Origin of the sequence: Burkholderia sp. AU45274, assembly GCF_030482505.1 — a bacterium.
GTDB lineage: Bacteria > Pseudomonadota > Gammaproteobacteria > Burkholderiales > Burkholderiaceae > Burkholderia.
This window is the reverse complement of record NZ_JAUJQE010000006.1, coordinates 93,699-114,647: the sequence shown is the minus strand read 5'-3', so window position 1 is coordinate 114,647 and position 20,949 is coordinate 93,699. Positions and strand designations below refer to the sequence as shown.

General features: G+C 66.9%; 18 protein-coding genes. 4 read left to right on the top strand and 14 right to left on the bottom strand.

Going from position 1 to position 20,949, the window contains the following annotated elements; genetic code table 11:
- Positions 1-196: 196 nt before the first annotated feature.
- Positions 197-580, top strand: coding sequence for a VOC family protein (locus QZM35_RS22445; protein ID WP_011351471.1), 384 nt, complete (start codon positions 197-199; stop codon positions 578-580).
- Positions 581-659: 79 nt separating this feature from the next.
- On the opposite strand, the gene QZM35_RS22440 is transcribed toward QZM35_RS22445, so the two are convergent.
- Entirely contained in the window at positions 660-2,168 is a 1,509-nt protein-coding gene (locus tag QZM35_RS22440; RefSeq protein WP_301776778.1) for an NYN domain-containing protein, read from the bottom strand.
- Between the two features lie 283 nt (positions 2,169-2,451).
- Between QZM35_RS22440 and QZM35_RS22435 the strand changes: the two genes are divergently transcribed.
- A complete protein-coding gene (locus tag QZM35_RS22435; RefSeq protein ID WP_089472438.1) occupies positions 2,452-3,081 on the top strand; it encodes an NAD(P)H-binding protein in 630 nt (209 codons plus the stop codon).
- An 87-nt stretch (positions 3,082-3,168) separates the two neighbouring features.
- Here QZM35_RS22435 and QZM35_RS22430 read toward each other — a convergent pair whose 3' ends face one another.
- Entirely contained in the window at positions 3,169-3,720 is a 552-nt protein-coding gene (locus QZM35_RS22430) for a peroxiredoxin (RefSeq protein WP_089424892.1), read from the bottom strand.
- A 279-nt stretch (positions 3,721-3,999) separates the two neighbouring features.
- Between QZM35_RS22430 and cdpA the strand changes: the two genes are divergently transcribed.
- Positions 4,000-5,742, top strand: coding sequence for a bifunctional diguanylate cyclase/phosphodiesterase (cdpA, locus tag QZM35_RS22425; protein WP_206150870.1), 1,743 nt, complete (start codon positions 4,000-4,002; stop codon positions 5,740-5,742).
- 27 nt (positions 5,743-5,769) lie between these two features.
- Entirely contained in the window at positions 5,770-7,269 is a 1,500-nt protein-coding gene (locus QZM35_RS22420) for an HDOD domain-containing protein (RefSeq protein WP_089424890.1), read from the top strand.
- A gap of 139 nt (positions 7,270-7,408) precedes the next feature.
- On the opposite strand, the gene QZM35_RS22415 is transcribed toward QZM35_RS22420, so the two are convergent.
- From QZM35_RS22415 to QZM35_RS22360, 12 genes are all read right to left on the bottom strand, one after another.
- A complete protein-coding gene (locus tag QZM35_RS22415; RefSeq protein ID WP_043182082.1) occupies positions 7,409-8,203 on the bottom strand; it encodes an ABC transporter substrate-binding protein in 795 nt (264 codons plus the stop codon).
- Between the two features lie 355 nt (positions 8,204-8,558).
- The gene (astE, locus tag QZM35_RS22410; protein WP_301776777.1) at positions 8,559-9,614 is read right to left on the bottom strand and encodes a succinylglutamate desuccinylase; all 1,056 of its coding nucleotides are present in this window, start codon (positions 9,612-9,614) and stop codon (positions 8,559-8,561) included.
- Positions 9,598-10,938: an N-succinylarginine dihydrolase gene (gene astB / locus QZM35_RS22405; protein WP_089424888.1), complete on the bottom strand. Its 1,341-nt coding sequence runs from the start codon at positions 10,936-10,938 to the stop codon at positions 9,598-9,600. Before astB ends, astE begins: the two co-directional genes overlap by 17 nt.
- Positions 10,939-10,952: 14 nt before the next feature.
- Entirely contained in the window at positions 10,953-12,416 is a 1,464-nt protein-coding gene (gene astD / locus QZM35_RS22400; protein WP_301776776.1) for a succinylglutamate-semialdehyde dehydrogenase, read from the bottom strand.
- A gap of 7 nt (positions 12,417-12,423) precedes the next feature.
- Positions 12,424-13,455 (bottom strand): arginine N-succinyltransferase, encoded by a 1,032-nt coding sequence (gene astA / locus QZM35_RS22395; RefSeq protein ID WP_089424886.1) that lies wholly within the window; start codon positions 13,453-13,455, stop codon positions 12,424-12,426.
- The gene (gene aruF, locus QZM35_RS22390) at positions 13,452-14,504 is read right to left on the bottom strand and encodes an arginine/ornithine succinyltransferase subunit alpha (protein WP_089424885.1); all 1,053 of its coding nucleotides are present in this window, start codon (positions 14,502-14,504) and stop codon (positions 13,452-13,454) included. Before aruF ends, astA begins: the two co-directional genes overlap by 4 nt.
- Before the next feature lie 30 nt (positions 14,505-14,534).
- Entirely contained in the window at positions 14,535-15,767 is a 1,233-nt protein-coding gene (locus QZM35_RS22385) for an aspartate aminotransferase family protein (RefSeq protein ID WP_089430799.1), read from the bottom strand.
- Between the two features lie 1,031 nt (positions 15,768-16,798).
- Positions 16,799-17,842: a GlxA family transcriptional regulator gene (locus QZM35_RS22380; RefSeq protein WP_089424883.1), complete on the bottom strand. Its 1,044-nt coding sequence runs from the start codon at positions 17,840-17,842 to the stop codon at positions 16,799-16,801.
- Positions 17,843-17,864: 22 nt separating this feature from the next.
- Positions 17,865-18,665 (bottom strand): ABC transporter ATP-binding protein, encoded by an 801-nt coding sequence (locus tag QZM35_RS22375; protein ID WP_039348269.1) that lies wholly within the window; start codon positions 18,663-18,665, stop codon positions 17,865-17,867.
- 20 nt (positions 18,666-18,685) lie between these two features.
- A complete protein-coding gene (locus QZM35_RS22370) occupies positions 18,686-19,399 on the bottom strand; it encodes an ABC transporter permease (RefSeq protein ID WP_059815752.1) in 714 nt (237 codons plus the stop codon).
- Entirely contained in the window at positions 19,396-20,085 is a 690-nt protein-coding gene (locus QZM35_RS22365; protein ID WP_011351455.1) for an ABC transporter permease, read from the bottom strand. The genes QZM35_RS22370 and QZM35_RS22365 overlap by 4 nt, the downstream gene beginning before the upstream one ends.
- A gap of 276 nt (positions 20,086-20,361) precedes the next feature.
- Positions 20,362-20,919 carry a hypothetical protein gene (locus tag QZM35_RS22360; protein WP_011351454.1) on the bottom strand — a complete coding sequence of 186 codons (558 nt, stop codon included), beginning with the start codon at positions 20,917-20,919 and terminating at the stop codon, positions 20,362-20,364.
- Between the last annotated feature and the right edge of the window lie 30 nt (positions 20,920-20,949).

The window sequence follows — 20,949 nt, the reverse complement described above, 5'->3', positions numbered from 1 at the left end:
GCCTGACAGGAATTCTTGGCGGCGCAAAAAGCGGCGCCAATGACCTTTGCTCCCGAAAAAGTAGCCGTTCGTCCAGATCGTTTCAGTCGACGAATGGCGCGTGCCGCCCGGCTCGCCGCAGCCCCGGCTTGCGGACGGGCCGCAATCGGCTATCGTGTGTCCATGCCCACCGCCGTCCCCTTCCCGGGAACCCGCCATGAACGTCCAGCTCAACCACACGATCGTCTGGTGCCGCGACAAGCGCGCGTCGAGCCGCTTCCTCACCGAGCTGCTGGAATTGCCGCCGCCGACGCCGTTCGGCGCGATGCTGGTCGTCCCGCTCGGCAACGGCGTGTCGCTCGATTTTTATGAACAGTCGGGAGAGATCGCGTCGCAGCATTACGCGTTCCTGCTCGACGAAGCAGGCTTCGATCGCGTGCTCGCGCGCATTCGCGAGCGCGGGCTGCCGCACTGGGCCGACCCGGCGAAGCGGCAACCCGATGACATCTACCGCCACAACGGCGGCCGAGGCGTGTACTTCGACGATCCGGACGGCCACTTCCTCGAAGTGATGACGCAGCCTTATGTGCTGAACGGCTAGTTCGACGGGCCGGCGTTGCACCGGCCGAACCCGTGGCGCGGCTGCCGCCCCGCTCGGGACGGCATCCGGCCGATCGGTGTTACTCGGCAGCGTCCGCCGCCGTCTTGCGCGGACGACGCGCGCGCGGTGCGGCCTTGCGGGCCGGCTTCTTCGGCTTGGCAGCGGCCGGCGCTTGCGCAACCGCGTCGGCATGGGCTTCAGCCGGCGCCGCGTCGTGCGATGGCTGCGCAGCGGCACGCTCGCCGCCGGCATCGCCTGCCGCCGGCCCGGCGTGCGTCATCGTGACATGCCGCTCGTCGCCCTGCGCCGCGTCGCGATGCGCGTCGTCGGCATGCTTGCCGTGCGCGTGCTGGTCGCCGCCGTGCATCGGCGCGCCATGCCCGGCAGCGTCCGGCTTCCCGGCTGCCTGACGGCCTGCGCTCTTCGCGGCGGCGCCCTTCTTCGCGCCGGCCTTCTTCGCCGCGGTCTTGCGCGCGCGCTTGCGGCCATCCTTCGCATCGCCATGCGCATCGGCCACTTCGGCCACTCCGGCCGTTTCCGCCGGCGACATCAGCGGTGCCGCCTCGGCCGCCTCGGCGACCTCGGCCACTTCCGTCTCGTCCGCGTCGACCTGCACGCTTTCGTGCATGACCGCTTCCGCCCGCTGCCCGCGACGTTGCGCATTGCGCCCGGCCCGCGCCGGCTCGGCCGCACGCGTGCCGTGGTGCGCGCCGCCGTGCCCGCCGCCTTCACCGCCCGCTGTGACATGCTCCACAGCCGCCGACTGGCGTGCCCGCGACACGAACGCGCCCGACTTGTCGTCACGCCCCACTTCGAGCAGGCCGCGCGCCTGCGCCTCGTCGAGCAGGTTGCCGAACGCGCGGAATCCGTAGTACGACTCGTTGAAATCCGGCTTGCGACGCTTGATCGCGCTCTTGAGCACCGACGCCCAGATCTTGCCGACGTCGTCCCGCTCCGACGCGAGCGCGTCGAACGTCTCGACCGCCAGCGCGATCGCCTCGGCCTTGCGCGCGTCCATGTCGTGCTTGCGCGACGACGGCTCGTCGGGCCGCTTCGCGCCGCCGTTGCCCGCACGCTGCTGCTGTTCGCGCTTCGCGAGCGCGCGCTGCTGCTCGCGCACCAGGTCGTCGTAGAAGATGAATTCGTCGCAGTTCGCGACCAGCAGGTCCGACGTCGATTTCTTCACGCCGACGCCGATCACCTTCTTCGCGTTCTCGCGCAGCTTCGACACCAGCGGCGAAAAATCCGAGTCGCCGCTGATGATCACGAACGTATCGACGTGCGACTTCGTGTAGCAGAGGTCGAGCGCATCGACGACGAGCCGGATGTCGGCCGAGTTCTTGCCCGACTGGCGCACGTGCGGAATCTCGATCAGCTCGAAGCTCGCCTCGTGCATCGACGCCTTGAAGCCCTTGTAGCGATCCCAGTCGCAATAGGCCTTCTTCACGACGATGCTGCCCTTCAGCAGCAGGCGCTCCAGCACGGGCTTGATGTCGAACTTCTCGTACTTCGCGTCGCGCACGCCGAGCGCGACGTTCTCGAAGTCGCAGAACACGGCCATGCTGACGTTGTCCAGGGGTATTGCCATGTGTACTCCAACCAGTGGGCCGATGCGTTGTATGACGTAACGGCGAAAAATGCATCGCGCACATGATAGCCGGTCGGCGCGTCATTCCCGCATCCGTGTGAATGAATGGCGACCGGAATGTCGGTGTCGGTACGCCCGCAGCCGGTATGCCCGATGCCGGTATGCCCGATGCCGGTATGCCCCTTAATACACACCCGCCGCATCGGCAAATCGACATTACACTTGAGTTATCGGTCGTCCGTCCCTATCTGGAAGGATGACGCATCGAGCAAGGAGCGGTTTCATGACGACGAAGGTACTGCTGATTGGCGCGACCGGTCGAACGGGCCAGGCCTGCGCGGATCTGCTGCTCAAGCAGCCGGAGTTCGAGGTCACGGCGCTCGTGCGCCGGCACGGCTATGCGCTGGCGGGCGCACGGGTGGTCGAAGCCGACCTGAAGAACGATTTCTCGCACGCATTCCAGGGCATCTCGCACGTGATCTACGCGGCCGGCTCGGCCGAATCGGAGGGCGCGGCCGAAGAGGAGCAGGTCGACCGCGACGCGGTCGCCCGCGCGGCCGAATACGCGCTGGCTTACAACGCGCAGAAGCTGGTGGTGATCAGCTCGCTGTCCGCGTACCGGCCCGAGCTCGGCCCGGACGCGCTGCGCCACTATTCGCAGATGAAGCGCGAAGGCGACGATCGCGTGATCGCGTCGGGCGTCGACTACGTGATCCTGCGCCCCGGCCCGCTCACGGACGATCCGGGTGTCGGCAAGATCGCGCTCACCGACGCATGGTTCGATGGCGCCCCACCCGTGTCGCGCCAGGATGTCGCCTGGGCCGCGATCGAGGCGATCAAGCTGGGCATCTCGCGCAAGATCGTCGGCTTCGTCGGCGGCAGCGTGCCGATCGAGCAGGCATTGCGCGCCTAGCGGCCTCTCGCGCCGCCGCTCGGGCGGGCGCGTTGCTCCGTACCGGCGGCCCGCAGGACGGGCCGCTTTGCCGTGCGGGCCGCCCGATTACTGCTTCGGATGCGCGTCAGCCCACGCCTTCACGGCGGCGAGCGTGTTCTCGACGTGCTTGTCGGGCGACATGCTCGTGTATTCGTAGAGCACCTTCCCTTCCGGCGAAATCACGTAGGACACGCGGTTCGCCTTGTCGATCGCCGGCAGCTTCGCATCATATTCCCGGATGATCTTCGCATCCGGATCGGCCGCGACCGGGAACTTGCTCCGGCACTCGCTCACCGAGAACTTCGTCAGCGTGTCGATCTTGTCGGCCGAGACGCCGATCACCGTCGCGCCGTAAGCCTTGTAACGGTCGACCGCGTCCGCGAACGCGTGCGCCTCGATCGTGCAGCCCTTCGTGAACGCGGCCGGATAGAAATACAGCACGACCGGCCCCTGCTTCAGCGCGTCCGCGAGCGAGTACGTGTAAGTCTTGCCGCCCAGCGACGCCTGCGTCGTGAAATCGGGCGCCGCGGCACCCGGCTTCAATTCCGCCTGCGCCATCAGCGCATGGCCGGCCACCAGCGCCGCCAAGGCGGCGCCCAGCAACAGTTTTCGCTTCATCTGCGTCCTCATTTCTTATAAAGTCAGCCTCGATGTAGGCCCCGCCGGCGTTCGCCTGTCGAACACCCGCGTGGCCGATCCGGTCCAGCGGCAACGCCATCCGCGGCCGGTCCGTTAAAGATTCCGCACAGTCTGCCGTTATTCCTTCCGGACAACCGGTTCCAGCCCTTCACGTCAGCGAGAAACATGGAAGCCAACAGGAAACAGACGTCACGCAAGGGCTCCTGGCGCAGCGCCTTGCATACGCTGCGCCGCTTCGCCTGGTCGGGCGGCGCGCTGATGCCCGCGCGCGCCGGTGCGCCGCGACGCGACGACTCCGTGCGCAACTGGCTGGAACAGACGGTCGGCACGGTGGATTTCCTCGCCCATGTCGACCGCGAACTGCGCTTTCTGTACGTGTCCGATGCGAGCCTGCGCTTCATCGGCTACCACCGCGACTACCTGCACACGCTGACGTTGCGCGACCTGATCGCCGAACAGGATACCGCGGCGCTCGAAGGCCTGCTTGCACGCGCCGCGCGTTCCGGCCAGGTCGAGAAGGCGACGATGTGCATCGTCAAGTCGCTCACCTACCCGCTGGACGTCGAGATCCGCGCGTTCAAGAGCCGTCACCACGGCGTCGACGGGTTCGCGATCGCGGCGTTCGACGTGTCGTCGTGGCGCGCGCTCGAGGCGCGCCTGACTTACGAGATGCACCACGACCCGATGACGGGGCTCGACAACCTGTCCGCGCTCGTGCCCGCGCTGATGCGCGCGCAGCAGGCCGCCGACGGGGACGGCTCCTGCGCGGCGCTGCTGCTGCTCGACCTCGACGACTACCAGCGGATCAACCGCGCGCTCGGCTACGACGCGGGCGACACGCTGCTGCGCGAGACCGCGCAGCGGCTGAAGGCGCTCGTCACGCCGAACGAGCAGCTCGCGCGCGTCGCGAGCGACAAGTTCGCGGTCGTGCTCGGCGCGCCGAACCGCACGCAGGCGAGCAATGCGGCGGACGCACTCGCACGCCGGCTGCAGGCCGCGGTGCGCGAGCCCTACGTGTACCAGGGGCAGACCGTGCACCTGTCCGCGAGCATCGGCATCGCGCTCTACCCTGACGAGCGCTCGGCGCCGCACCGCGCGCAGCACCACAGCCCGCTGCTGCGCCGCGCCGACCACGCGCTCGCGCAGGCGAAGGCGTCGGGCGGCAATGCGCTCGCGTTCCACGCCCCCGTCGACGATCCGGCCGACGCCGAACGGCTGAAGCTCGAGGCCGACCTGTACGACGGCGTGCGCAACGGCGAGTTTTCGCTCCATTTCCAGCCGATCACGCGCAGCCAGTCGGGCGCGGTGGTCGGGGTCGAGGCGCTGATCCGCTGGCGCCATCCGGTGCACGGCCTCGTGCCGCCGGCGACCTTCATTCCGCTCGCCGAATCGATCGGCCTGATCAACTATCTCGGCAACTGGGTGCTCAAGGCCGCGTGCATGCAGCTCGTCGCCTGGGACCGTCAGGGGCTCGCGCTGCAGTACGTGGCGGTCAACGTGTCGCCGCAGCAGTTCCGCGACCCGCGCTTCACGCAAAGCGTGCGCGAGGCGATCGCGCTGACGGGCATCGACCCGCGCCGCATCGTGCTCGAGATCACCGAAAGCCTGCTGATGCACGATCCCGCGCAGGCCAAGGGGCTGCTCGAGGAGCTGACCGATCTCGGCATCCGCTTCGCGATCGACGATTTCGGCACCGGCTATTCGAGCCTCGCATACCTGCAGCGCTTCCCGCTCGCGAAGCTGAAGATCGACCGCAGTTTCGTCGAGAACCTGCTGACCTCGCGCAATGACCGCGCGATCGTGTCGGCGGTGGTCGGCCTCGCGCAGACGCTCGATCTCGAACTCGTCGCCGAAGGCGTCGAGACCGAGGCGCAGCGCGAATTGCTGACGGAGATGGGCTGCAACCATATCCAGGGCTGGCTCGTCTGCCAGGCGCTGCCGTCCGAGGAGCTCGCGCGGCGCTTCGAGGCGCAGCAGCTGCACCTGCACGCCGCCGCCTGACGCGCGCGGCGAACCGGACAGATCCGTATGTCAATCACCGAACACCTGCCCCGCACCGCATTGCTCGACAAGCTGTGGGCCCGGATGAACGAACGGGGCGATTTCCCGCTGCTGTCGGAATCGCTGCGCGCGACGATGGCCGCGATGAAGAACGACGACCTCGACTTCACCGCGCTCGTGCGCGTCGTGCTGTCGGACTTCGCGCTCACGCAGAAAGTGCTGCGGCTCGCGAACTCCGCGATGTACATGGCGTTCGGCGGCAACATCACGACCGTGACCCGCGCCCTGATGGTGCTCGGCATGGACGCCGTCGGCCACCTCGTCGTCGGGCTCAAGCTCGTCGACCATTTCCACCACAGTACGCCGCGGCGCATCGACGCGAAGCTCGAGCTGAACCGGGCGCTGCTGTCCGGCTGCGTCGCACGCAAGCTCACCGAGCGCGCCGAGCTGCGCGCGGGCGAGGAAGCCGTCGTCTGCACGCTGATGCGCCAGGTCGGCAAGCTGCTCGTGGTCTGCTATCTCGACAGCGAATGGGACCGGATCCGCCGTCGCGCGGCCGAGCTGAACGGCGACGAAGCGGCCGCCTGCATCGACGTGCTCGGCGTCGGCTTCGACGAGATCGGGCTCGAGGCCGCCGCGCGCTGGCGCTTGCCCGACGTGATCCGCGCGGGGATGGCCGATCGTGACCACGTGGTCCATGCCGACGCGTTCGGCAACGACGATGACGATCACGACGCGGGCCGTGCGACCGATGACGGCCCGGCCGACCGCGTCCGCTGGCTGCGCGCGATCAGCCGCTGCTCGACCGACGTCGCGGGCGCGCTGGTGATGCCCGCGAGCCCGCAGCGCGACGCGCGCATCGCGGCGCTCGCGCAGCACTACGGTGCGGAGCTCGACATGGAATCCGACGCGCTCGTCGAGATCGCCGAGCGGCTCGCGCGCGAGGAAGCGAGCGACACCGTGATGCGCGAGATCGTCGAGCTGCGCGCGAACGCCGATGCGATCGCGCGCGCGCAGGCCGCGCCCGAGGCGTGCCTCGAAGCCGGCCTCGCGGACCTGCGTGCGCTGCCGTCCGAGCACGTGCTGACGCCGGTGCTCGCGCTCGCGTCGGAAAGCCTGCTGGCCGGCCTCGCGTTCACGCGCACCGTGATGTTCGTGCGCCACGACGACGGCATGTTCGCCGCGCGCCTCGGCTTCGGCCCCGGCGTCGATACGACGCTCGACCGGCTGCGCTTCGACGAGCGCTTCGAGCCGGACGTGTTTCATCTCGCGATCTCGAACTCGGTCGGCATCTTCATCGAGCAGGCGCAGGAGCCGAAGATGCTCAAGCGCCTGCCCGCGTGGTATCTCGACGCATTCGACGACACGCGCGCGTTCGTGCTGCTGCCGGTGCGCGTCGGCACGACGACCGTCGCGCTGCTGTACGGCGACTGGGCCGGCGCGCAGCCCGCGCGCAAGATCACGCAGCAGGAGATGGCCGTGCTCAACGAGCTGGCGCGCGAACTGGGCCGGTTCTTTCCGGCCTGACGCCACCGCCGGCCGCTGCCGCGCGGGTTCCCGTCCGCGGTTTCCCGTCGTCCGCGGTTTTTCGTCATTTCCCGCCCCCAAAAACAAACCGGCCGCATCAGCGGCCGGTTTGCTTGCATCGTGCGATCGAGCGCAGCGCTTACTTGAGCGTCACGGGCACGCTGAAGTACTTCTTCGCGAGGTTGTCGATCGTGCCGTCGGCCTTCAGTTCCTTCAGCGCCTGATCGAGCGCGGTCTTCAGCGCCGCGTCGTTCTTGCGCAGGCCGAAGCCGACGCCCGAGCCGAGGATCTCGGCGTCGCTCACGGTACCGCCCGCGAACGCGAAGCCCTGGCCTTGCGGCTTCGTCAGGAAGCCCTTCGAGCCGGCTTCCGCGTCCTGGAACGTCGCGTCGAGACGGCCCGACTTCAGGTCGGCGTAGGCCAGGTCCTGCGTCTGGTACGGCACGACTTCGACGCCGGCCGGCGCCCACTTCTTCTTCGCGTACGCTTCCTGGATCGTGCCCTGCAGCACGCCCACGCGCTTGCCCTTCAGCGATTGCGGGGTCGGCAGCAGGCCGCTGCCCTGCTTCGCGATCAGCTGGTTCGGGATCGTGTAGATCGCATCGGTGAACGCGATCGCGTGCTTGCGCTGGTCGGTGATCGTCATGTCCGAGTTGATCGCGTCGAACTTGCGCGCCTGCAGCGCCGGGATCAGGCCGTCGAAGTCGTTCTCGACCCACACGCACTTCGTCTTCAGCTTCGCGCACACCGCGTTGCCGATATCGATGTCGAAGCCGGTCAGCTTGCCGTCGGGCGTCTTGTATTCGAACGGCGCGTACGAGGCTTCGACGCCGAAACGGATCTCTTTCAGATCCGCTGCCATCGCGCTGCCTGCCGCCACGGCCGATGCCGCCACCACCGCATGCGCGGCCACTTTACGCCAATCCAACTTCATCAGGTGTTCTCCTCGATACTCGAATGTTCCGGAACTACGGGCGCATGCATCATTGCAGGGTCGGATGACCACGGCAATGCTGTCGCCGCGCCGTGATGCGGCGCAACAGCCGCAAGGCCGCGATTGTACCAATCCGCGCGGCCCGATATGGCAAAGCAGCCGCCGGCACATGATGCTGCGCTGCGGGCGCCGACGTCAGCCGGGCGGCCCGTCGAACTTGCAAGACGATGTCGCAAATACGCAAGCGCGGCCCGCGGGCCTTCTGCGCGGCGGGTAGGCATTATCTCGAAACAGGAATGGTGGCCGGGCGATGCGCGGGCCGCGGGCTGCCACGGCCACGCGCAGTCGGGCACCGTCAGACGAGCGCGGCGACCGTCTCGCGGGTCGTATCGACGACGAGCAGGCCCGCGCGCAAACCCGGCTTCACCGATGGATTCGGGAACACGATGCGCTCCTCGTCGTGCGTCACCGTGTAGCGGTAATCGCCGTCCTGCGCGAGCACCGTGCCGCGTGCGAAGGCGGTGAAGTTCGCGACGTCGGCCGCGACGAACAGCTCGAGCGCGTCGCTCTGCTTCGTGATCTGGTCGATCACCGTGAAGACGCGCGGCAACGGCGCGTCGGCCTCGCAAGCGGCGCCCGACACGAGCTTGCGCACCGCGCGGTCGGCCGGCGCGAAGCGCGCCAGGTCGTTCTGGCCGAACGGGCGCACCTTGCCGAGTTCCAGCGTGCACGCGAGCGCGCCGCAATGCTCGGCCGTGAAATGCGAATACGTGTTGCCCTTCGCGGTATGCAGCAGCACGGCCGCGATCCGCGCGTCGCCGAGCCATTCGAACATCGTGCGTGTCGGCGGCATGCCCGTGTGCGGCAGCAGCGCGAACTGCTCGAACACCGACGCGCGGATCGCCGTGTGCATGTCGATGTGCCAGCGCGCGGCGCCGGCCGGCGCGGCCGCGAAGAATGCAGCGGCGGCCGCTTCGAGCTGCGCGGCGCGCGGCGCTTCGCGGCTGTCGGGCACCTGCGCGTGACGGCCGCTGAACAGGCGGTTCAGGTCGTCGTCGAGATAGCGTTCGCCGGCGCGCATCGCCGGCACGTTGCCGAGCACGACGAGCAGCCGGCACGCGAGCGGCAGCGCGCCCGATGCGAGATCGCGCACGAGCATCGACAGCAGCTCGATCGGCGCCGTCTCGTCACCGTGCACGCCGGCCGACACGAGCACGCTCGCGCGCGCCGCGCCGGCGGCCTCGGCCGCCACCGGTTCGAGCGCGAGCAGCCCGTCGGCGCGCCATTGCCAGCGCACGGCGCCGGCCGCGCAGGTGCCGTCCGTCGCGGACGGTGCGCCGCCGGTCAGCGTGAACGCGAGGAAGTCGTCGAGCAGCGCGCCGGCCATGCGGGAATCAGCGCTGGAAGTCATACAGCGAACCGACGCGCAGGATCTGCGTGAGCTCGTCGAGCGCGGTGCGCGATTCGTCGAGCAGCGCCGGATCGGCGAGGTCTTCCGGTGCGAGGCGGTCGCGATAGTGCCGGTCGATCCACGTGTCGAGCGACGCGAACAGCGTGTCGTTGATCCACACGTTCGACGTGACGGCCGCGCGCTCCGCTTCGTTCAGCACGACGCGCAGGCGCAGGCACGCTGGGCCGCCGCCGTTCTTCATGCTTTCGCGCAGGTCGAACACGAGCACGTCGTGAATCGGGCCGTTGCCGGCCGCGAGTTCGTCGAGATAGGCCGCGACGTTGCCGTTCTCGCGGCATTCCTGCGGCACGACGAGCACCTGCGAGCCGTCCGCGCGCGACAGCAGCTGGCTGTTGAACAGGTACGACGTCACCGCGTCGTTCACGCTCACGGCGGCCTCGGGCACCTCGATCACGTTCAGGCGCGCCCCGCGTGCGTCGAGCGCGGCGGTCAGCGTGTCGTAGATCGCCTGCTTGTTGACGAACGCGCGCTCGTGCGTGAACAGTGTGTCGCGGTTGCCGACCGAGATCACGTCGTTGTGGAACACGCCCGCGTCGATCACGTCCGGATCCTGCTGCGCATAGACCGTCGCTTCTTCGTCGAGGCCGTGGCGATGCGCGACCGCGCGGCTCGCCTCGAAGGTCTGGCGCGCCGGGAAGCGCTTCGGCTCGGGGCCGCGGCGGTACTCCGCGCGGCCGTACACGAAGAACTCGATGCCCGGCTTGCCGTATTCGGCGCAAAAGCGCGTGTGGTTCGCCGCGCCTTCGTCGCCGAGTGCCGGCGTGCCGGTCAGCGCTTCATGCACCGCGAAATGCGCGGGATCGGCGAACAGCGTCGACAGCGTGCGGCGCGTCGCTTCGTGCTCGATCGCGCGATGCAGCTTGCTGCACAGGTTCGCCGGCGTGAAGTGCACGCGGCCGTCGCTCGTATCGGCCGACGGGCTGACGGTGGCTGCGTTCGCGGTCCACATCGCCGATGCCGAGCTCGCCGCGGCGAGCAGTTCGGGCGCCTGCTTCGCGGCCTTCGCGATCACGTCCGCGTCCTTGCCGGAGAAGCCGAGCTCGCGCAAGAGGCGCAGCGACGGCCGCTCCTGCGGCGGCAGCACGCCTTGCGCGAAGCCGAGATCCGCGAGCTGCTTCATCTTGCGCAGCCCTTGCTTCGCGGCGGCTTTCGGATTCGCGGCCGACTTTTCGTTGTTGAGCGACGCCACGTTGCCGAACGACAGCCCGGCGTAGTTGTGGGTCGGGCCGACGAGCCCGTCGAAATTGGCTTCTTGTGCGTTCATCGTCGTTCCCTCGATCAGAAATGCAGGCCCGGCGACAGGCTCGCGGGCAAGGTCAGTTGCGTGCTTTCCACCGACGCCATCGGATACGCGCAATAGTCGGCCGCGTAGTACGCGCTCGGACGATGGTTGCCCGAGCGGCCGGTGCCGCCGAACGGCGCGGCGGACGACGCGCCGTTGGTCGGCCGGTTCCAGTTGACGATCCCGGCGCGGATCGTGCGGCGGAAGTGTTCCCACACCTTCGCGTCGTCGGAGAGCAGGCCGGCGGACAGGCCGAACGCCGTGTCGTTCGCGCGCTCGATCGCTTCGTCGAACGTCGCGTAGCGGACGATCTGCGCGAGCGGGCCGAAGTGCTCTTCGTCCGGCAGGTTCGCGACGCCCGTCACGTCGACGATCGCCGCGTTCACGAAGCCGAGGCGCGGATCGCGCTGCGTCATCGCGATGATCGGCTTCGCGCCCTGCTCGATCAGGCGCGACTGTGCGTCGACGAGCTTCGCCGCCGCGCGTGCCGAGATCACCGCGCCCATGAACGGCTGCGGATCGGCGTCGAACACGTCGGCCGTGATCTTCGACGTCACGTCGGCGAAACGCGCGAGGAAGCGGTCGCCGAACGCGCCCTGCGGCACGAAGATGCGGCGCGCGCACGTGCAGCGCTGGCCGGCCGACAGGAACGCCGACTGGATCGTGTGATGGACGGCCGCGTCGATATCCTCGACTTCGCCGATCACGAGCGGGTTGTTGCCGCCCATCTCGAGCGCGAGCACGATTTCCGGACGGCCGCCGAACTGCTTGTGCAGCAGCGTGCCGGTATCCGAGCTGCCGGTGAAGAACAGCCCGTCGATCTGCCGATGGTTCGCGAGCGCGATGCCGGTGTCCTTCTCGCCCTGCACGAGGTTCAGCACGCCGTCCGGCAGGCCGGCGTCCTTCCACACCTCGACCGTCGCGCGCGCGACGCCCGGTGCGAGCTCCGACGGCTTGAACACGACCGCATTGCCGGCGATCAGCGCGGGAACGATATGGCCGTTCGGCAAGTGGCCGGGGAAGTTGTACGGGCCGAACACCGCGACGACACCGTGCGGGCGATGGCGCAGCACCGCGACGCCGTCAGCCATGTCCTGGCGCTTCTCGCCGGTGCGTTCCTGATAGGCCTGGATCGAGATGCCGACCTTCGCGGCCATCGACGCGACTTCCGTGCGTGCTTCCCACAGCGGCTTGCCCGTCTCGCGGCCGATCGCGGTCGCGATCGCTTCCTTGCGTTCGTTGAGCAGCGCGGCGAAACGCTTGACGATCGCGCAGCGCGATTCGAAGTCGAGCGCCGACCAGCCGGCGAAGGCGCGGCGCGCGCTTGCGACCGCACGATCGACGTCGGCTGCCGACGCGCTTTCACCTTGCCACGCGATCTCGTCGGTGCCGGGGTTGCGCGAAGCGAACACGGGGCCCGAGCCTGCGACCCAGGCGCCGTCGATGAAGAGTTCCGTCATGATTCGTTTATCCCTGTTTGACTTTGAGCGGCAGCACGCGCACCGGATCGCCGGCCTTCACGTCGAGCGCGACGGCATCGTCGGCCGACAGCACGAACGAGCCGTTCGCGACCACGCCCGGCGCGACGCCGACGCGGAAGTCGGTGAGCGACGTGTTCGACACGAGCGACTTCGGGGCGTCTTCCCGCGCATCCGGCACACCGATCGCGACCGGCACGACGACGCTCTCGCGCACCGTGCGCAGGTCGTTGACGTGGCATTCGAGCACGGGGCCCGCGTCGAAGATGTCGACGTGATTCTGGTAACGCAGCCCTTCCGCCTCGAGCATCTTGCGGGCCGGCAGCGTATCGCGGTGCGTGAGGCCGACCGCGTCCTGCGCGTCCTGCGGCAGCAGGTCGACGTACACCGGATAGCGCGGCATCAGTTCCGCGAGGAACGACTTGCGGCCGTGCGAGCTGAGATAGTCGGCCGCGTTGAAATCGATCTGGTAGAAGTGCGAACCGACTGCGCGCCAGAACGGCGACGTGCCGTCGTCGTCGAAGTGGCCGCGCAGTTCCGCGCAGATGCGTTCCGGAAAGCGCTCGCGGAACTGCGCGATGAACATGAAGCGCGAGCGCGACAGCAGCCCGCCCACGCCGCCCGTGCGATAGCGCGGGCTCAGGAACAGCGAGCACACTTCCGCGTAACCGGTCAGGTCGTGCGAGATGTTCAGCGCGGACATCCGCGTCCACACGCCGAGCTCCTGGCTCGCGTGCACGACCGTGCTCACGCGGTAGTTGTAAAATGGCTGTTCGAGGCCGACCTGCGTCTCGATCCCGCACACGCCCGCGATGTCGCCCGTCTTCGACTCTTCCATCACGAAGAAGTAGCCGGCCTCGCCGGCCGCCGCCTCGCCCGCGAGCGTGCGGCGCGTGCGCTCGATGCGCGCGGCGAGCGCGTCGCGATCGGGCTTGAACGTGGTCAGGCCCGGCCCGGTTTCCTTCGCGAGCGACACGAGCGCGTCGACGTCGCCCGTTTGTACGACCCGAACGACGATCATGCTGCGTCTCCCTTCAAATCTTCATCGTCGCGGCGGTGCAGCGGCACGCAGCGCACGACATCGCCATCCTTCACATCGAGCGCCGCGCGCACGTCGCCGGCCAGCGGCGCGTCATCCGTCTCGCCCGGCAGCTCGGCCAGCACGCAGCGGAACGATTCGCCGCTGCCCGTCGACACCATGTAGGCGACATCGCCCTGCTGGTGCGCGGCCTCGCGCACGGTGCGCTCGGCGCCGTGCTTCACGCACGCGGTGCGGTCGACTTGCGCGGTCAGCACCGGGCCCGCGTCGAAGATGTCGACGAAGCGGTCGGGCTCGAAGCCTTCCTCGAGATGGATGTCATAGGCGAGCAGCGCCGATTCGTTCGGCTCGCCGAGCACGCGCTGCGCGGCTTCCGGCAGCAGCGGCACGTAGAGCGGATACGCCGGCATCACTTCCGCGATGAAGGTACGGCTGCGGCCGCCCGACGCGATGTCGACGTCGGTGAAGTCGCGGCCGAAGAACTTGCGGCCCACCGCTTCCCAGAACGGCGATGCGCCGGTGCCGTCGCTCACGCCGAGCAGCAGCGTGAACACTTCCGGCGTGAAGCGGCGGCGGTTCGCGGCGATGTACATCATCCGCGCACGCGAGATCAGGTGCGCGGCCGCGTCGCCGCGCAGCGACGGATCGACGTAGAAGCCCGCCAGCCGGCTCTTGCCGGTCAGCTCGTGCGACATCGTGAGCGCGTGGATCTTGCGGTTCACGTGCAGCTCGCGCGACGCGTGGATCAAGGCGTCGTTGCGGAACGCGTAGAACGGTTCCGAGTAGCCGGCCGCGGCCACGATGCTCGCCGTGCCGAGCAGCTTGCCGGTCGACGAATCCTCGAGCACGAAGAGGTAGAACTCCTCGCCGGCGAAGTCGACGTCCGCGCGAAACGAATCCTCGGAGAGCGCCACACGCGCTTCGAGCGCCGCGCGGTCGTGCGGCAGCGAGTGCAGGACCGGCTGCGCGGTGCGCGCCATGTGCGCGAGCGCATCGAGATCCGTGAGTTTGCCGGGGCGAACAAATAGCATCGTCGTTCCTGTCTGCGATGGGTGCGCCGATCAGCGCGCGGTGGCTTCCTGGGCGGCGAGCACTTGCTCGACTGCCTTCTCGAAGCGCTTCATGCCTTCGTCGAGCAGGTCGAACGGGATCACCAGCGACGGCACGAAGCGCAGCACGTTCGGGCCGGCGATCAGCATGATCAGGCCGTTTTCCGCGGCGGCGGTGACGAAGTCCTTCGCGCGGCCGTCGAATGCCGCGGTGAGTTCCGCGCCGACGAGCAGGCCCTTGCCGCGTACGTCCTTGAAGATGCCGAAGCGCGCGTTGATGCGCTCGAGCGCGCCTTTCAGGCGCACGCTGCGTTCGCGCACGCCTTCGAGCAGCGCCGGGTCGCTGATCAGTTCGACGACCTTGTCGGCGATTGCCGAGGCAAGCGGGTTGCCGCCGTACGTCGTGCCGTGCACGCCGACCTTGAAGTGCGCAGCGAGTTCGTTCGTCGTCAGCATCGCGCCGATCGGGAAGCCGTTGCCGAGCGCCTTGGCGGTCGTCAGGATGTCCGGCGTGACGCCGGTATCCATGTAAGCGTAGAACTGGCCGGTGCGGCCGACGCCCGTTTGCACTTCGTCGAAAATCAGCAGCGCGCCGTGCGCGTCGCACGCTTCGCGCAGTGCCTTCAGGAAGGCCGGATCGGCCGGGATCACGCCGCCTTCGCCTTGCACGGGTTCGACGATCACCGCGCAGGTTTGCGGGCCGATCGCGGCCTTGGCGGCTTCGATGTCGTTGTACGGCAGGTGCTTGATGCCTTCCGGCACGGGGCCGAAGCCTTCCGAGTACTTCGGCTGGCCGCCGACGCTGACCGTGAAGAACGTGCGGCCGTGGAACGACTGCACGAACGAGATGATTTCGGCTTTATCGGCGCCGTGGCGATCGAATGCGACGCGGCGCGCGAGTTTCAGGGCGGCTTCGTTCGCTTCCGCGCCGGAGTTCGCGAAGAACGCGCGGTCGGCGAAAGTCAGCGATTCGAGGCGCTTCGCGAGGCGCAGCACCGGCTCGTTCGTGTAGCCGTTGCCGATGTGCCAGAGCTTGCGGCCTTGTTCGTCCAGGACTTTCAGCAGTTCCGGGTGGCCGTGGCCCAGCGACGTCACCGCGATGCCGCACGCGAAGTCGATGTACTCGCGGCCGGCCGTATCCCACACGCGGGAGCCCTCTGCGCGATCCGGCACGAACGGCGCGGGGGAAAATACCGGCACCATCACTTCATCGAATGTCTGGCGGGTCACGGTCGAGGTCGTCATGGTCGTTCCTTTCGGTTTCGTAAGAGGGTTCAACAGGATCAAGTTTAGGTAAGGGTGACGCAAGCGTCTTGCGGAATTGCGACGGGTTCTATCGGAAGCGGATAGTGCGGTTTGTTTTTGCCCTTCCAGGCGGGGGCTTCGGTTTTGGTGGGCGTATTTTGAGGCTTTTTGGGCGGTTCGCTTGCGGTTGGCGTGAAGCACCTGTTGTCTTAGCGGTCTATTAGCGTCGCCCCTGCGCGGGGCGGCGGTTACTTTTCTTTGTCTTGCCAAAGAAAAGTAACCAAAAGAAAGGCGCTATGAGAACGCAAGACCTCCCGGTGCCGTGGCACTCGGAGTGGATCGCGCCTAAGTGTCCGCGCCAGTCTAGAGCGCGGAGTGGTTCGAGCAATGGTTCTGACACCTCCCACCACCCTACAGAGCGGTATACCGCCCGCTAGCTCCGCCCTCGCTTCGCTCGGCCGACAGGGACACCCCCTCCAGTAACATCTGAGGCCAATCAGCTCCAGCAATCACATGCGAGCACCCCGGACTCAGCGAATCAAGGCTACCCTCATTCGTCAGGAAAAAGGGACGCAGCATGCACTCTACGTGCCCATACCGTTATCCAACACTCACCGATGGCAAGCAGTCCGATCGGTACGAATGGTGTGAGAAAAGAGGGTTGCGTGCTTTGCTGATGCTGCGCCGGCACAAGCAGGGAGCGCATGCAACGCGACGTGAAGTACCTTGCAGCCGAGCGTAGCGAGGATGGAGCTGGCGGGCGGTATACCGCTCTGTTGGGTAGTGGAGGATGTCAGAACCATTGCTCGAACCACTCCGCGTTCTGGACTGGCGCGGACACTTAGGCGCGGTCCACTCCGCGCACTACGGCACCGGGAGGTCTTGCGTTCTCACAGCGCCTTTCTTTTGGTTACTTTTCTTTGGCAAGACAAAGAAAAGTAACCGCCGCCCCGCGCAGGGGCGACGCTAATAGACCGACAAGACAGCAGGTGCTTCACGAAAACCGCAAGCGAACCACCAAAAGAACAAAATCACCCCTTATCCCCGCGCTCGACAAGCGCGCCCCCACGAGGCTCGCCGCCGCCCCCGGTCTGCTTCTCGAGCCAGGCTCGCCGATCCTCCCGAGGCGTGACTCCAAACCTTTCGCGGTAAGCGTTAGAAAAGTGCGCAGCAGAAGAGAACCCACAGGCGAGAGAAACTTGAACAACCGACTTGCTAGTCCGCTGCAACTGAGTCCGAGCCTTGAGCAACCGAAGATTGAGGTAATACTTGGAGGGCATCGCCCCGAGATACTGTCGAAAGAGCCGTTCCAGTTGCCGGCGTGACACGCCAACGAGCTCGGCGATTTCATCGGTGGTCAACGGATCCTCGACATTGGCTTCCATCAAAAGCAAAGCGTCATTCAACCGAGGATGCCGCTCGCCCGGCGCAGTCACAAAAGGAATCCGCTGCCGCTCCTCGCCGCTCCGCAAAGTCCCGGCGCCGAGCGCATCGGCGATCCTTTCCGCGAGATCCGGCCCATGTTCCCGGCCAATCATGGCCAGCATGAAGTCAACGGTGGCTTGCCCACCCGCACAGGTAGCCCGATCGCGATCGATCTCGAAGATCTGCTGCGTGACGATCGACCGCTCGAACTGTTCGGCGAACTGCTGATACGTCTCCCAGTTCACGCTCACGCGATACCCGGAAAGCTGCCCGGCCATGGCCAGCCACCAAACGCCATGATGAATGCCGGTCACGACAGGCGTGCGCTGCCCCACCCTCGCGAGACTCGCGAGAAACAACCGATAGTCGGCAAACTGCTGAAACCGCTCCGACACGACGATGACCCAGTCACACGCGATCGCATCGTTGAACGCCGCATCGGCATGCCACTGCGCGCCGCCGGCGAGCGGCACCGGCCGCCCGTCCCACGAACACACCTGCCAGCGATACAGCAGCCGCCCGTCGATCTCGTTCGCGAGATTCAGCGCATCGACGATCGGACCCACGCCCGACATCGACACGGGCGGCAATGCAACGATCGCCACCTGCGTCGTGCGGGTGGCGCCTGCGGGACGAGACACCGGTACCACGGTCGAAACCTGCCCTGTCGCGTTACTTGAGACTGCCCGACAGGAACTGCTTCAGCCGCTCGCTCTGCGGGCGGACCAGCACTTCCTTCGGATCGCCCTCTTCCTCGGTCCGCCCCTGATGCAGGAACATCACGTGGTTCGACACGTTGCGCGCGAAACCCATCTCGTGCGTGACGACGATCATCGTGCGGCCTTCCTCGGCGAGCTTCTGCATCACCTTCAGCACTTCGCCCACCAGCTCCGGGTCGAGCGCCGACGTCGGCTCGTCGAACAGCATCACGTCCGGATGCATCGCCAGCGCCCGTGCAATCGCCACGCGCTGCTGCTGGCCGCCCGACAGATGCGACGGATACTGCTTCTCGACGCGCGGCGGCAAGCCGACCTTCTCCAGGTACTCGCGCGCCCGCTCCTCGGCTTCCTTCTTCGAAATGCCGAGCACGTGCACCGGCGCTTCCATCACGTTCTCGAGCACGTTCATGTGCGCCCAGAGATTGAAGTGCTGGAACACCATCGCGAGCTTCGTGCGGATGCGCTGCAGCTGCTTGTGATCGGCGACTTCGAGCGCACCGGCGCGGTCGGTCTTCGTGCGCACGGCCTCGCCGTCGACGACGATCTGCCCCGCATTCGGCCGCTCGAGAAAATTGATGCAGCGCAGGAACGTGCTCTTGCCCGAGCCGCTCGCGCCGATGATGCTGATGACGTCGCCGGCCTTCGCGTTCAGCGACACGCCCTTGAGCACTTCGTTGTCACCGTAGCGCTTGTGAATGTCGACCGCAGCAAGCTTGGTGGAAGCGGCAGCGCTCGTTTGAGTGATCTCGGCCAACTGGCTCTCCTCGAAGTGATTCAATGACGGGCGGCCGCGAGATACGCAAGCCAGTGGCGCTCCGCGCGGCGAAACGCCGCGACGAGTGCGAACGATACCGCAAGATAGATCAGCGCGGCGATCCCGAACGACTGGAACGCCATGTAGGTCGCGGAATTCGCGTCACGCGCGACCTTCAGGATGTCCGGCACGGTCGCGGTGAACGCGACAGTCGTCGCGTGCAGCATCAGGATCACCTCGTTGCTGTACAGCGGCAGCGCGCGGCGCAGCGCCGACGGCAGGATCACGCGGCGATACATCGTGAACGGCGACATCCCGTACGCCCGTGCAGCCTCCACTTCACCGTGCGGAATCGCGCGGATCGCACCCGCGAAGATCTCCGTGGTGTACGCGCAGGTATTCAGCGCGAACGCGAGAATCGCGCAGTTGAAGCCGCTGCGGAAGAACGCGTCGAGCAGCGAGTGCGTACGCACGAACTCGAGGCTGTACATGCCCGTGTACAGCAGCAGCAACTGCACGTAGAGCGGCGTGCCGCGGAACACGTACGTGTAGAACCGCACCGGCGTCGACACCCACTTGTTCTTCGACACGCGTGCAACCGCGAGCGGCACCGCGCACACGAAGCCGAGCGAAATCGATGCGACGAGCAGCCACAGCGTCACCGCGAGGCCGGAGAGGCGCTGGCCGTCCCAGTAAAGGAACGCCTGGCCGAATTCCTGGAGAATTTCGATCATAGATCTGCGTGCCGCACGCCCATGGAATAACGCTTCTCGAGCTGGATCAGCACGAGGTTGGAAACGGTCGTGATCGCGAGATAGATCAGCGCCGCGACGAGGATGAAGAAGAACATGTTGAACGTGCTCTTGCCGGCGTCCTGCGCGGCCTTCACGACGTCCGCGAGGCCGATGATCGACACCAGCGCGGTGGCCTTCACGAGCACCTGCCAGTTGTTCCCGATCCCCGGCAGCGCGAAGCGCATCATCTGCGGAAACATGATCCGCGCGAACACGCGCGCGCCGCTCATCCCGTACGCCGCGCCGGCTTCGAGCTGGCCGCGCGGCACCGACAGGAACGCACCGCGGAACGTCTCGGTGAAGTACGCGCCATAGATGAAGCCGAGCGTCAGCACGCCGGCCACGAACGGGTCGATGTCGATCTGGTCCCAGCCGACGAAGTCGGTGAACTGGTTCAGCCAGATCTGGATGCTGTAGAACAACAGCAGCATCAGGACGAGATCGGGCACCGAGCGGATCAGCGTCGTATAGCCGGTCGCGATCGCTCGCAGCACCCGGTTGTGCGACAGCTTCGCCACCGCGCCGATCAGCCCCAGCGCCACCGCAGTGGCGAGCGACAGCACCGACAGCTCGATGGTCTGCACGGTGCCGGCCCAGAGGACAGGACCAAAGCCGTAAAGGAACACGCGCGTCTCCAGAGTTGGAATGGATGCCGACGCGTCTGCCTGTCCCGCGCCGGGCTGACGCGGATAGTCGCAAGCGAAATTGATTGCCTCAAACCACCTTGCGCGTGATTGCTGCGTCGCAACAATCCGTCCCATCATTTGCAACCACGGCGTACGCCGCTGTTTCAAAAGGAAAAAAGCCGCTTCCTGACAACCGGATAACCGGCGGGGAAGCGGACTTTTTGCAATTTTCCGGTCGCTTTTTCGATATAGCGCCGAAGGAGGCTGCGGCTACGCCTATCGCCCCTTCAGGATGTCGGAGCGCGAAGTCGTATAGACAAGCCCGTCCGGGCCGAAATGGACGTTGAAGAATGCGTCGGTGTTGACGCCGTCCTCGAGCCAGCGCCAGCTCCAGACGATCTCGGGCTTGAGCGGATACTGCGCGATGTCGCCGGGCTTGCCGAGCAGGCGCCGCACCTCGTCCTCGTTCATCCCGGGGCGCACCTTCGCGAAATTCTCGGCGGTCAGCACCTGCGTCGCGCCCGTGTAGCGGCCGTTCGCATCGAGATCGACGAACCACGTCTGGTTGCCCATCGGGCCGCGCGGGTATTCGAGCCGCTTCGAGCCGTCGGTGAAGTCGCGCTCGGTCTCGGGCTTGCCCATCGTGCCGCGCACGTCGGCCTCGGTCGATTCGCCGACCTTCAGCCCCTTCAGCAGCAGCGGCGCGGGCTTGATCGCGTTGAAGAAATCCCTGATACGTTGCACGTCGAGATTGCCTTGCTTGTCGTCGCAGCCGGTCAGCGCCAGCGCGGCGGCCAGCATCGTCACGGGAAGCAGCCGGAAACGGAAATTCATCGGAAGAAATGCGCGTCGAGAAAACACGCG

Bases quoted from the DNA above. Each gene is read 5' to 3' on its own strand.
- QZM35_RS22440 (WP_301776778.1), bottom strand. From the start codon at position 2,168: ATGGCAATACCCCTGGACAACGTCAGCATGGCCGTGTTCTGCGACTTC.
- QZM35_RS22420 (WP_089424890.1), top strand. From the start codon at position 5,770: ATGTCAATCACCGAACACCTGCCCCGCACCGCATTGCTCGACAAGCTG.
- QZM35_RS22415 (WP_043182082.1), bottom strand. From the start codon at position 8,203: ATGAAGTTGGATTGGCGTAAAGTGGCCGCGCATGCGGTGGTGGCGGCA.
- QZM35_RS22360 (WP_011351454.1), bottom strand. From the start codon at position 20,919: ATGAATTTCCGTTTCCGGCTGCTTCCCGTGACGATGCTGGCCGCCGCG.
- astA (WP_089424886.1), bottom strand. From the start codon at position 13,455: ATGATCGTCGTTCGGGTCGTACAAACGGGCGACGTCGACGCGCTCGTG.
- astD (WP_301776776.1), bottom strand. From the start codon at position 12,416: ATGACGGAACTCTTCATCGACGGCGCCTGGGTCGCAGGCTCGGGCCCC.
- QZM35_RS22385 (WP_089430799.1), bottom strand. From the start codon at position 15,767: ATGACGACCTCGACCGTGACCCGCCAGACATTCGATGAAGTGATGGTG.
- cdpA (WP_206150870.1), top strand. From the start codon at position 4,000: ATGCCCGCGCGCGCCGGTGCGCCGCGACGCGACGACTCCGTGCGCAAC.
- QZM35_RS22445 (WP_011351471.1), top strand. From the start codon at position 197: ATGAACGTCCAGCTCAACCACACGATCGTCTGGTGCCGCGACAAGCGC.
- astE (WP_301776777.1), bottom strand. From the start codon at position 9,614: ATGACTTCCAGCGCTGATTCCCGCATGGCCGGCGCGCTGCTCGACGAC.
- aruF (WP_089424885.1), bottom strand. From the start codon at position 14,504: ATGCTATTTGTTCGCCCCGGCAAACTCACGGATCTCGATGCGCTCGCG.
- QZM35_RS22370 (WP_059815752.1), bottom strand. From the start codon at position 19,399: ATGATCGAAATTCTCCAGGAATTCGGCCAGGCGTTCCTTTACTGGGAC.
- astB (WP_089424888.1), bottom strand. From the start codon at position 10,938: ATGAACGCACAAGAAGCCAATTTCGACGGGCTCGTCGGCCCGACCCAC.
- QZM35_RS22435 (WP_089472438.1), top strand. From the start codon at position 2,452: ATGACGACGAAGGTACTGCTGATTGGCGCGACCGGTCGAACGGGCCAG.
- QZM35_RS22430 (WP_089424892.1), bottom strand. From the start codon at position 3,720: ATGAAGCGAAAACTGTTGCTGGGCGCCGCCTTGGCGGCGCTGGTGGCC.